The 12144-nt window shown below is 60.9% G+C and carries 11 protein-coding genes and 1 pseudogene; 6 read left to right on the forward strand and 6 right to left on the reverse strand.

Annotation, left to right across the window (positions count from 1 at the left end):
- The first annotated feature begins 18 nt into the window (after positions 1 to 18).
- From RhoFasB10_RS17290 to RhoFasB10_RS17310, 5 genes are all read left to right on the forward strand, one after another.
- On the forward strand, positions 19 to 780 hold the full coding sequence (locus RhoFasB10_RS17290) for an aldolase/citrate lyase family protein (protein WP_167677579.1): 762 nt from the start codon (positions 19 to 21) through the stop codon (positions 778 to 780).
- A 40-nt stretch (positions 781 to 820) separates the two neighbouring features.
- Positions 821 to 1654 (forward strand): carbon-nitrogen hydrolase family protein, encoded by an 834-nt coding sequence (locus RhoFasB10_RS17295; protein ID WP_167677581.1) that lies wholly within the window; start codon positions 821 to 823, stop codon positions 1652 to 1654.
- 574 nt (positions 1655 to 2228) lie between these two features.
- On the forward strand, positions 2229 to 3272 hold the full coding sequence (locus tag RhoFasB10_RS17300) for an Abi family protein (protein WP_167677583.1): 1044 nt from the start codon (positions 2229 to 2231) through the stop codon (positions 3270 to 3272).
- Between the two features lie 690 nt (positions 3273 to 3962).
- Complete coding sequence (locus RhoFasB10_RS17305) at positions 3963 to 4577, forward strand: hypothetical protein (protein ID WP_167677585.1); 615 nt, start codon at positions 3963 to 3965, stop codon at positions 4575 to 4577.
- Between the two features lie 71 nt (positions 4578 to 4648).
- A complete protein-coding gene (locus RhoFasB10_RS17310; protein ID WP_277345884.1) occupies positions 4649 to 5797 on the forward strand; it encodes an ImmA/IrrE family metallo-endopeptidase in 1149 nt (382 codons plus the stop codon).
- A gap of 51 nt (positions 5798 to 5848) precedes the next feature.
- On the opposite strand, the gene RhoFasB10_RS17315 is transcribed toward RhoFasB10_RS17310, so the two are convergent.
- The 6 genes from RhoFasB10_RS17315 to RhoFasB10_RS17340 all read right to left on the reverse strand — a co-directional run bounded on the left by RhoFasB10_RS17315 (position 5849) and on the right by RhoFasB10_RS17340 (position 11252).
- The gene (locus RhoFasB10_RS17315; protein WP_240931196.1) at positions 5849 to 6991 is read right to left on the reverse strand and encodes an integrase; all 1143 of its coding nucleotides are present in this window, start codon (positions 6989 to 6991) and stop codon (positions 5849 to 5851) included.
- A 189-nt stretch (positions 6992 to 7180) separates the two neighbouring features.
- Complete coding sequence (locus tag RhoFasB10_RS17320) at positions 7181 to 8590, reverse strand: cytochrome P450 (RefSeq protein ID WP_167677591.1); 1410 nt, start codon at positions 8588 to 8590, stop codon at positions 7181 to 7183.
- Between the two features lie 32 nt (positions 8591 to 8622).
- Entirely contained in the window at positions 8623 to 9741 is a 1119-nt protein-coding gene (locus tag RhoFasB10_RS17325; protein WP_167677593.1) for an MAB_1171c family putative transporter, read from the reverse strand.
- Entirely contained in the window at positions 9738 to 10220 is a 483-nt protein-coding gene (locus RhoFasB10_RS17330; protein WP_240931197.1) for a hypothetical protein, read from the reverse strand. Before RhoFasB10_RS17330 ends, RhoFasB10_RS17325 begins: the two co-directional genes overlap by 4 nt.
- A gap of 46 nt (positions 10221 to 10266) precedes the next feature.
- Entirely contained in the window at positions 10267 to 10671 is a 405-nt protein-coding gene (locus tag RhoFasB10_RS17335) for a hypothetical protein (RefSeq protein WP_167677595.1), read from the reverse strand.
- Positions 10671 to 11252, reverse strand: coding sequence for a hypothetical protein (locus RhoFasB10_RS17340; RefSeq protein WP_167677597.1), 582 nt, complete (start codon positions 11250 to 11252; stop codon positions 10671 to 10673). Before RhoFasB10_RS17340 ends, RhoFasB10_RS17335 begins: the two co-directional genes overlap by 1 nt.
- A 520-nt stretch (positions 11253 to 11772) precedes the next feature.
- On the opposite strand from RhoFasB10_RS17340, the pseudogene RhoFasB10_RS17345 reads away from it, so the two are divergent.
- A pseudogene (locus RhoFasB10_RS17345) lies at positions 11773 to 12144 on the forward strand (hypothetical protein); the annotation flags it as partial.

Here is a 12144-nt window from a genome sequence, read left to right on the forward strand (position 1 = left end):
ACAGGAGCGCCGTCAGCCATGCACGGGAAACTGAAGTCCGGAGAAACCGTGTACGGAACGTTCGTATCGATTCCCGAACCAGCGATCATCGAGATCCTGGGATGGACAGGGTACGACTTTGCGGTGATCGACTTCGAACACACATCGATCGATATGCGCACCGTCCTCGACATGGTCCGCGCTGCAGAGGCATCCGGCGTCACCCCGCTCGCACGTATCAGCTACCGGGACTTCAACACCGCGCTGCGACTGGTCGAAGTTGGAATCAAGGGGATACTCGCCCCCCATGTCACAGACCGTTCGTACCTGGAACGTTTGAACGCCGTCGTGCGCTACCGCGGTGCCGGAGGGGACCGCGGGATCGACCCGTCCACGCGCAACGTTCGTTACGGACTGGACAAGGTCGCCGACCGACTCGGACCCGAATCCGACGTGATGATCTTCGCGCTTGTCGAGGATCGGGAAGGTATCGACAACATCTCCGACATTGCATCCTTCAAAGGCCTCGACGGAGTGATGCTCGGCGCTGCCGATCTCGCCCGCTCCTACGACCACGGTGCCGACGTTGCGCATCCGCAGGTTGCTGAGGTCATCGAACAGGCATCCGAAGTGCTTCGTGCCCAAGGGGTTCCAAGCTGGCGTGTGGCCTACAACCCGAAAGAGGTCGCAGCGATCCGTGCCCAGGGGGCCCGAATTGTCTCCAGTCCCGCCGTCGACTCGCTCCTGATCTCGTCCGCATTCCGCGACCAACTGCTCGCCGTCAAGGGCGACAGCGCCTGATCTACGGTCTCACCCTCTCCTCGCGATCGAAAGGAAAATTATGACAACCCGAACATTGACCGTGGCGATCGCTCAAATCGCCACCGGTGCAGAGCCAGACAAAAACCTCGACAAGGTCCTGAGATCGATCAGGTCCGCTGCAGCGCGTGGCGCCCGCATCGTGCTGCTGCCCGAGGCGTCTCTCGTCCGATTCGGTGTCGACCCCGCTCCTTTCGCCGAAGCGCTCGACGGACCATGGGCCAAGGCCATCAGCGAGGCAGCACGAGAACTCGGTGTGATCGTGCTTGTCGGAACGTTCACTCCGGGCGACGACGGCCGCGTTCGAAACACGATCCTCGTCACCGGCGAAGGAATTCATGACGGTTACGACAAGATCCACCTCTATGACGCGTACGGGTTCTCCGAATCAGCCGACGTGCAGCCCGGCGACACACCCTTCGTATTCGATGTCGATGGCATCACCGTCGGCGTTGCGACATGTTACGACGTACGCTTCCCCGAGTTGTTCCGCGACCTTGTGGACAAGGGCGCAGAAGTTGTTCTCGTCACTGCACACTGGGGAGCTGGCGCAGGCAAGGTCGATGCCTGGCGGCTGCTCAACCGCGCCCGCGCCGTCGATACGACAACCTGGATCGTGGCTTGTGATCAGGCGGATGCAAGCACCACTGGGATCATCGAACCCAGCGGCCCCCGCTTCGGCGTCGGGCACAGTTTGGTGGTTTCCCCGATGGGAGAAGTTCAACACGAACTCGACGACCACGAGGACGAGCTGGTGTACACGCTGGACATGTCCGCAGCGGAGCGAGCACGCACTGTCATTCCTGTACTTGCAAATCGCCGACTGGGCATCGCCGCACATCAGGGAACGAGATGACACTGAGGCGACACTTCCGAAGCGCAGTCAGGGCGATCATTCCCAGACTCAAGACATCGATACCGGCAGTCGAGTCCGGGCACCGAACACTGCTGGGGCTGCATTGCGGCTGCCGCGCGTGTCTGTAAGGCTGCCGGCAAATGAGCAGTTCTGAGTAGGGGTGTGTCGATGTAAGCGTCACACCGGCCTTGGCGTCCGCATGCCGAATCCACTCGTTTACCAACGCAAGTGTCTTCCATGCGTGGTCTGGGTTGGGCGCGGGTGCGACGCCATCCTGGTCGGCTACCGACCTGTTACCGTGCGAACGGCAGGCTCTGAACATTCGATCAGGATATTTAAGTGGGTCCGACACTTGAGTGCTGGGTTCCGTGATGTCGCTGAATTCCCGCACCGGAGTTCGTTCGCAGTCCCGCCAGTGCTCTGACGACAGAGTGCGGCGCCGGGAGTAAGAGGTGTGGGAGGGTTCCGTTCACCAACCGGCTTGTAGCCGAGGCATTGCCTGCGCTATGCTCTCCCCAATCGTTCGGCCCGCCTCAGCTCTGCTGGGTGCGGGCCGGATTTCTATACTCTTGAGATGGCTGAACTCAAACCCTTCCTGACGATCGACCAACAGATCGAGCGCCTGGAATCACGGGGGATGCCAATCCCGCACCCCGACATCGTGGATCGTTGGTTGAGAGCGATTGGATACTACCGCCTCAGCGGCTATTGGTATCCGTTCATGGACACCAATGTCGAGTCGGGCTTGGGGGACCGCTTCGTAACGGGGACAACATTCGACGAGATCGTCCGCCTGTACGAGTTCGACCGGCACTTGAAGACGTACATGCTGAGGGCGATCGAACGTGTGGAAGTCGCCATGCGCAGCCAGGTTGGCCATACCCTCGGGTCCCGCGGGCCGATGTCGCACCTCGATGGCGACAAGTTCGACCCATTGTTCGTAGGTAGCGGTGAGCATATGGACTGGCTCGCAACAGCGTTTGGTCGGGTGAGACGCCAAAGGAGCAAAGATCAGGCTCTCAAGCATCATTTCGACAACTACGACGGACGTATCCCAATCTGGGTCCTTACTGATGTGTTGGACTTCAGCGACCTATCGAAGCTCTTTGCCGGAATGCAGGAGGATGACCGCGACGCGATCGCGCGATGGTTCGACATCCCGGCACCAGCTCCGGAAACCACCACCCCGCGACGCGGACGTGGATCATCAGCTAGCAGACGCAACCGTCGACGCAGAGCGGCGGGCCCAGGCAGTACCTTGGCTAACCTGCTCGAGCAGCTCACCATCGTCCGAAATATCTCTGCTCATCATTCCCGGCTGTGGAATCGGACGCTCGTTCCGATCGGAACAAGTTCGCTACGGTCGGTCGCAGCGTTCGACGGGCTTCCCGCTCAGTCCGAACGAATCTACGGCGCAATTTCTGCAGCCGCGTTCCTGCTGCAGACGACATCACCTGGTAGCACGTGGATCAAGCAGCTGGAAAGCCTGATCGACCGTTCTTTTCTGCCTTCCTCCATCCGCACTCCACGCGAGATGGGGTTCCCACCCGATTGGAAGCAGCTGCCCTTGTGGCAGCCGACCGCACAGCCCACGCTGTCGCGCCCCGAGACAATCTGAAGATGGTGCTCGGGCCGAGTCGATTCTGCTCGACGTACCACTGGTGACGGTGGTACTCGACGGCCTCGGGGTGCTTGCATTGTTCGCCACTGTGGCCACCGTTTCCGGTATACGAGAAGGCGCGGTGGTGACCTCGACTGTCGGTGTGTAGGTGCTGACCGGCCGGATGCTGCGTGCTCGCCGCGCCCGCCTCGCCAAACACCGCAGGTGTGGTTCGGAGTTTCGTGGGATGCTGTGGCAGACCAGGGGATTCGAACCGAGTTCGTGCGCGTAAACCTCGACTCGCATGAGATCCAGGTGTGGAAGTGGCTGCGGTTCGTGAGACTCCATCATTGGTGGTGCGATCAGCGTTGGCTCCACACAGTCGGCGGCGGCAAGCACAAGCCCTCGGGCCGATGGAAGATGATCTCGGCGATACGACCGCAGAGTGGCAGTTTCCAGCATAATCCGATAAGGGGCAAAGCCCGCATTCCGCTAAGACATCACTGAGTCTGTTTAGGATGCCCCATCCCTGCATATTTGAGCCATAGAGTGCGTCGGTCGATGTCCACCACGTACCAGATGCGACCACCCGCAGTGACTTCGTACTACTCCACTGCTCCATCCCGACACACGCAGGAGCGGAAACCCACCCCTAAGCGGGAGTGACATTGGCTTGAAACCGTTTCATCAATATGTCACACTGTTGGCATGGAGCGTATGCATGAGCTGGCAGATGAGATCCGCGAGACGTTCGAGGATCGCGGGTGGAAAATCGAGAAGGCAACTCAGCTCGATCCAGCGTTCCACAGGTCGAAACGGTCCCAATCAGCGTTGGGTCGAGATCTCGTCATCGACGCAATAGAGGCCGCTGCCAGTCGGTTCGGGTTGGGTTTCCGCACTGGTTGTGGTGGCGGACATGACGTCATCGACGTAACCGACACCTCAGACCGACGTTTCAGGGTGCGGAAAGCGGCGGTCAGTCTCGAGACCGAGTCGTACGAGATAATCGGTGGCTCGGACTCCATCCTGAGGATCTCCGACGCCGAGGAGGACTCGCTACTCAAGGCCGAGAGGTGGGTCTTGGGGTACACCGTCGACCCGAGCGGCCTGGTCGAAGATATCTTCGCCGCGAAAGTGCTCGGCATGACAGGCGACGCGGTGCCGCACCTGAGACTGGGACCAGTAGTCGCACTTGGTTCGGGCAACCTCCCCGCGCCCAACCCCAGCGGCAGATTCAGGCCAGCGGACGAGGACAGTCTCGGTGATGATTTCGACGGTGACAGCGGTACGGAAGACGGTGCAGGTGAGGCGTCGGCCGGTTGACGCCTGACCTCACGTTGTCCTTCCCATCTGCCCCACTTCAATGTGGTGTTCTAGCGAACGGAATAAGCGCTATGAACTTGTACCCTGACCAAGGACGAGTACAACGGCTGCGAACGGCTCGAGGTATGACTCAAGCCGAGCTCGCGAGGCGTCTCGACATACCTACAAGTGCGCTATCGCGTGTCCTGAGCGGGCATCAACCCATCGAAAACGACGACTCTGTGCGACTTGCAGAGGCTCTCGACTGCAGTCAAGAAGTCCTGACACGACCAACTTCCGACGCGCTCTACACGCGGCCTTGGTTGCGTGCTTATGCAGACGCTCCCCAAAAGGTCGTCGAGCAGTACCTGGCGGATACGCTGCTCGCGCTCGAAGCTTTCTCGGATTTGCGCCTAAAGAGGCTGCCAGAGCGACTTCCCGTCTTCACCGGGGATCTGAGTGACGACAACGAGATCGAAGCGTTCGCGACCGAAGTTCGCGAAGCTGCCGATGTGTCAAGCATGCAGGAAGTCCCCAACGTCACCCGAGCATCAGAGCGGCTCGGATGCGTAGTGCTGCCCATGGACAACGAATTGGGTAAGCACCTCGGGATGTCTCTTTTCGTGGACGGGATCCCCGTACTCCGTGTCAGCCGCCCATCCGGGGACGGGGGCATACCCGGTGATCGTCAACGATTTACAGTCGCGCATGAACTCGGTCACGTCACCCTCCATTCGTCCTGCCGTCCGCCCGATAGCGCTGAACAAGCAAAAGAGATCGAAAAGCAGGCCCACCGGTTCGCCGCCGCCTTCTTGCTACCTGGTGACTCCTTTCTCGAAGACCTGGAGCAGACAGGCAGGGGACGAGTCACACTGGCAACACTCGCCAGATTGAAAGAGCGGTGGGGTGTTTCAGTCAAAGCAATGGTCGTTCGTCTGCAGCAACTGAATCGGATAGACGTCGACCAAGCGCGGAGCTTGTATAAGCAGATCTCCGCACGCGGCTGGAACAAGAACGAACCCGTCGACGTCGACAACGAGCGTGCAATCTGGCTAGGCCGCGCTATCGCCCAGCGGTATACAGGGGAGAATCCAATAGATGAGGCGGCGAGACTTACTGGTCTACATCGCTCATACTTCGAATCGTGGACAGATTGGGAACCTGCTACGCCTGCGAACGTAATTGAGCTGCATCCGCGTGGTGCAACACCTCGAATGTCTACGTCGTACTCACGCGGCTAGCAGCAAGGACCTGCACGCAAGGCTGCACATTGTTCTAGCAGAACTATTGCATCACAGCCCAATCCCGTTGACGGCGTTCCCTGCGAGCGGGGCATGTTCGCGGCGGTAGACCTCGACGGAATCGACGCTGGCGTGGCCGGTCTGCCGGGCAATGGCGGATCCATCGGCACCGTTGCGGGTGCCCTGTGTCACGAAGCCTGCGCGCAGAGAGTGCCCGCCGAGCTTCGCGAGTGCGGTGGGGTCGTAGCCGGCGTGTTCGGCGCGACGGCGGATGGTCTGGTGTATCGCCGCTCCGGACAGAGCGGTGGCACCGAGGTTGCCGTTCTTTGCGACGGCCCGCAGTAGCGGTGCGCGGGCCGCGGTGCAGGGTACTCCCCCTCGGCAGACGTGCCTGTCGAACGGCTCTCGCTTGCGGAGCAGGCGGATCACCGACGGTCGTCCACCGGTGTCGAACGCGGCGACGACCTGGATCCAGCGGACATAGGCGCAGGGTGGGCGGGTCTCGTGAGACCCGGTGTATGGCAACGCCTTGACCGCTCCCCTACCCTCCTGGTCGGTCTTCGACTTCCGAAGCCGCACGTGCAGGCCGTCATGCCGGTGCACGGTGACGTCCCCACACACCAACTCCGAGAGCTCGCTGCGGCGGTACGCGCCGGCGAACCCCAGCAGCAGGATCGCCGAATCCCGGCGCTCTAGGACCTCGTCGGCCCACCCTCGGCACCGCTCGCGGGCTGTCCCGATGAGGACCTTGATGTCGTCGACCAGCAATGGATCCCTTGGCGTGCGCGGCCGATCCCCGGACGCGGCGTACTCCCGGCGGATACCGGACAGCGTGGCGGTCACCAGCTCGTGCGCGGACGGTGAGAGGTGTCCGGTGGTGCGGTGCTGGTGGTTGATCGCGGCAATCCAGGTGCCGAAGGTGGCGACGGCGTAGGCCCGGTCCCCTGTTTCGGCGCGGGTGTCGGCGGCGTCGAGGAGATACGCAGCGACGATCACCGGGTGCGCCGGCAACGCGGCGTGTCCCTCTCGCGCGCACCACCCGGCGAAGCGCCGCCACCCTGCGGCATAAGTACGCCGGGTCCCCTGGGACCGGGACGACTCGACTGCTCTCGCGATCCGCTTGGCCACGGCTGGCGGGATCACGGGTTCCACCGCTGTCGACGCAAGTCCCGCAGCGCCTGCCGGTGTGGTCATTGGAGGTGTTTGGCCTGGTCGCAAGTCCATCTCAGCAGCCTAGCGCAGGTCACCAACCGGTCTGCGGAGCAAAACTGTGCTGAGCTGGCGATTCGGGAGAGATGGTGCGGAAAATGCAATTTACGTCGCCAACATCATGGGCCTCGTGAATGGGCGCGGCGCAGCAGCTTACGGGCCTCGAATTCCGCTCTAAATCGCAGACCGGCGGTTGATGCGGAGCTTAAGTTCGGAAGGTCTCAGGGTTATTGACTCAACAATCTTCAACTCGTAATCCGGGTTGGCTGTGAGCTCGGAGTTGCGAACAATTAGCGCGAGGGCAGTCAGGATCTCTTGGTAGGCGAACTGCCGCCCTATGCACGCGCGCATCCCGGTGCCGAAGGGCTTGTACAGGTTCGCCAAGTCGGCGGGCCGACGATCGCGTTCCCATCTGTCCGGATCGAAAGCTTCGGGGTTGTCGCCCCACGCCTGATCTCGATGCAGCTGCAAGAGCACCACGAACACCCACTCTCCCGCTTCGAACGGGTGACCACCGACGCGGGTGTCCTGCTTCGCTTTGCGGAAGTAACCAGGAGCGACGGGCCACAGCCGCAAGGTCTCGTCGACTACCCGTCGCAGATACCGCAGTTTGGCTACCCGATCGTAGGTGAGTTCACCTTCAGAGCAGACTGTTTCGACCTCGCCACGGACCTTGTCCGCGACCTCCGGGTGCGTGGAAAGAAAGTGCAACGCAAACGACATGACGCCTGCGGATGTTTCCTGCCCGGCGACCAGGAACGTCAGAATTTGATTGCGGATGTTCTCGTCGGAGAGCGGCTCGTTGGTTTCCGGGTTACGGGAGGTGAGCATCAGATCGAGGAGGTCCCCCCCTCCGCTCCGCGCCGGCTCAGCTCTCCGTGTCGCGACGATGTCATCGACGATCCTGTGTACAGCGGCAATATCGGCACGATGCTGATCTCGCTGCGAACGAAAGACTGTCGCCTCGACGAGGGGATGCGAATAGGCAGCGCGATTGATGTATCGCAACACTCGCTGAAAGCGAACGACTAGATCGTGTGGCTCCGCGCGGGTGAACGTCTCGAAGTCAAAGCCGAACGCCACACGGCCGATCACGTCCAGAGCCAGCTTGCTCATGTCTGCCGAGACGTCGTGCCAGACATCGTCACCTTGAGAACCCCAGTACCGAAGCAATTGTCGGGTGGATTCGACCATGGTGTAGTGATAGGTACGCATCGCGGACTGCTGGAAGGCTGGGGCGAGGATTGCGTGTGCCTCCGCCCAGTTGGGTTCGGAGTTGTGCGCAGTGAACAGGCCGTCCCCGGCGACGGCGCGTAGGTTTCGGATGGGCACACCGAGGAACTTCGCCCATCTGTCTTCGTTGTTGACTTCGGCAACCTCGGCAGGCCCGGACACATACGTCACTCTCGATCCGAGGATGTTGCGTTCGTAGATCGCGCCATACTTCTGCGCGCCGCGCCACCCCCACTGACTCGAGTCCGTGACGTGGAGGTCCCAGAGGTCACCCAGCAGCGGGATCCGGTACGGAGGATGCGGGAGCACCCTGTCGCTCGCGTTCTGGCGACGGTAGTCGGTTGTTGTCATGTCGGTCCCCCAGTTGGACGTGATGTTGCGAATCAGATTCGGACTGAACTGATCTCAGTCTGTTTGCAGGCGTGTGCGAGCGAAGTAAGCACGACAACTTCGTCTTCCAGGGTTCGAGCGGACGGGACCTCGAACGACCGGAACGTGCTCGGCAAGGCACCCGCCTTCTTCTCTCGCATCGCCTCGGCGATCGCACGAGGCCGCCCGCCGCCATTCCGCTCGTCCAGCGAGGACGAACGAAAGCGCGCAAGAACACTCAAAGAGTCACGTATTTCGATACACATCCGGTGCAGACGCTGACGCGACGTCGGATCGGATGGTTGATTGGCCAGCAGCACTTCAGGACACGCACTCGTCATGTCTCGCCACATAGGCTCAAGCGTTCTCGCGGCCCGCGACCAGTGATCGACACCGAGATTTTCGGCCAACCGGTATATGACTGGCACTGCTGCGTACGTGGCTCCCGCCAGCAGAATGAAGATCATGTTGAATTCGTTTGCTTCAACCCTCCAGTGCACAAAGGCATTCGGGTGGCCCGTTCCCGCGAGCACTGCGCTGAACAGGATCGAGAACGTCTCCTCCACACCCCACAACGACAGCAACCCCAAGGCGATGAACATGGATATGAAGCGCCGAGGCAGCAGCCCACGGGCGAGTTCGCGGGCAGAGACGAACAAGTAGAGGGTGGCCATGGTTGCAGTCCACACCGAGAAGATCGCAAAGTAAGCAATCGTCTCCCATCCGGCAGTGATGTCGATGTAGTTTCCCGACTCACGCGCGGGCGTTCCCACAGCGATCAGCAGTGCAGCCGACAGTCCTGCTGCCCCGTAGATGTAGCCGGCCCAGCCTTCACTTCGCTGTCCGAAAACCCACCTTGCACCCATTACCACCAAAGGAACCATTGTCAGCATCAAGAACGCAGTGCTCAGCTGCCGAACTAGCTGAATGTCCAGCCAGTTCCCCGTGGTATCGGCAATCAAATGCTGGATACTTTCCTCGCGCATCAACGCTGACACAGTCAGTGCCGACACTGCTGCGGTAACCCGAATCGACGAGCGTGTCCGATCCAGAACGATCATCCGTCCACAGATTGCTGCGACGGCAAGAGCAATGATCGGATAGGAGTAGATCTCTGGAACAGACGATGTCATCGACGCCCCCACACATCGGTCATGACGCTGGACCGACGAAACCGACTGACGGCGGTGGACATGAGAAGATCAGCGAAAAGCTCTGCCTCGCTCTCTTGCTCGTCATCGAAGTTGTTTCGTGTCATGACGAACTGAAGCGCATCGAGGTCGATGTCCGGCAGAAGCTCGGCAAGCCCGACGAAGGCGCCCCCTTCCGAATGGTGTTCGAGCAGCATATGTCCGACCTCATGGAAAATGGTCTGGTCGATGTGATACTCGGATGAGTCTGCGTCATAGGCGATCTCGTCATGTTGCTTGAGCGCCAGCCACAACCCGCATGGCAATCGGCTCATCGCGGTGGCCTGCACCGGTTTCAGGACCAGCCGGCGGCCACGCAGACGTCCGACCTCCCGAACGAAGTCGTTGCGATCCCACGGCGTCGGAACAAGCTCACGTACCGCGTTCGTCGTCTTCAGAACACGTCGGCTCGAATTTTCCACCCCTGAACTCCCTCCCCAGGTTCGTATTACGTACTGCCCTTCATGCTCATTGTCTTTGAGCGCGAAGCCTTTCCAGTAGATCGGTCAGCTCCCGCTGCTGTACCCCCGCATGCTCCCGACGTAGCCGGACGTCCTTGATGCCTCCCTCGATCAGTTCCAGAACCAGCTCGAGTTGTGAATGGATCGATTCGGCATCACCTCCACCCAGCAGGTACTGCGTATTCGATTCCCCCGGAAAGGCTTTGGCCAAGGCTTCCAGCTCGCTCACTGTCGGAGTTGATGTGCCGGCACGCCAGCGTACGACCTCTTCGGCAGAGACAGCGATTTCATGGTCGTGCATGCTCGTCGCAACTTCCTGCGCCGACCGCTCTTCGCCGCCGGCGCGCCGCCAGACGCGAAACAGCAGATCGATTCGGTGTTGCAGAGCTGGCAAGTCGCTCGGTTCTTTCATCAGTGCGCACCTCCCTGGAAGCGTCGCTCGAAGCGGTCGCGTTGCTCACCTGTCAAGTCTTGATCCCGGCCGGCCAACCAGCGTCGATACGCTCGTTCTTCGTACTCGGCGGGGTCGAGAGAGTCGTTCGGTTCCTCCAGCAGTCGTCCGAACACCGTGAAAACCGGCGACAATGCCCCGTGTTCGCGACGGTTGGCTTCGAAGAGGCTGGTTACGTACTCGCCGTAAATCGGGTGCAGGGCGGTCGCCACCCGCTTCGAAATCGCGTCTATCTCCGGTATCCCATCATGCTTGGACGCCAGGTCCTCCAGGTCTTGAGAGACCGCCAACAGCTCCACGACGATCGGTATCCCGATGGGAACGAAATCGGGCCCCAACGTCGCCTGAGCGCTTCGGCCGACGTTCTTGACTGCCGGGTCCCCACCCCTGAGCACCTCGGCCGCACTGCCAGGTTCCCACCCGAGGCCTACATCCAGCTTGTTCAACGTCGACGCGGAAATTGTGCGCCCAGTGTGCGCTTCGACATCACGAAGAGTCGGGATCGACGGTCCGCCGTGCTCCTTCACCTGCGCACGACTCAAGCCAAGTTCGGTGCGTCGCCGCCACACCTTCTCAGCCAATCGTCCAGGACCGTCCACCGCTACACCATATGTTCGCCACCAAATAACAGCAAGTAACTGAAAATTACACCAGATCTGACGCCTCTGGGGCCCCGTCCACGCACACGAACTGCCTCGGTGTCTTCTTTTTTATCTCTTTATTTGCTATTTTTTGATGCGCTAGCGGCAAACCGTACAACGGGGGTGACAACGATCGACGAGGACAACACAGGCTCACATTCACCGCGAGAAGCGACCGAGTCCTGCTCGGCTCGTATCCAGAATCGGCGGACCGGACTGACTCATGTGTGCGACCGCGAACCGCACAACCACGGAATGCATCAGACCTTCAGCGTCGACGGGGCCATCTCGGTCGCTTGGTCGGATCCAGCGCCGATCAACGCATGATGACATCCGCTTTACAGCGCCAGAATGGTTGCACGCCAACTGATATCAACCAGAACTGCCATTACGGTCATCTCCAGAAGGGATCAACAGTGCAATGAACGAACACCCGCAAATCGACCAGGACCGCGCACACAAGACCCGTCAACGGGTGATCAGGTCCCTTCCCGCAGTTGCGGCGGTCACGATCGCCAGCCTGGCGGTGGGAGCCCCGGCACACGCAGCTCCCTCGCAGCCCGGCGTGACGACTCCACAGGGTTCGCAGCCAGGGGTCACGACCACTCCAGAACCGGTCACTCCCCCTCCTGCCCCTGCACCTGCCGAGCCCGACTACCTCCCCGGCTACACCCCGCAGTACGACTACACCGAGTACCGAACCACCGATGACTACAACGCCGGCCGCCAGCTGCCCACGACGTACGAATCGGCACCGGCGTTCTACCAGAGCACCCCCGCCCCCACCCAGGGC

Origin of the sequence: Rhodococcus sp. B10 (genome assembly GCF_011770055.1) — a bacterium.
Lineage (GTDB): Bacteria > Actinomycetota > Actinomycetes > Mycobacteriales > Mycobacteriaceae > Rhodococcoides > Rhodococcoides kyotonensis_B.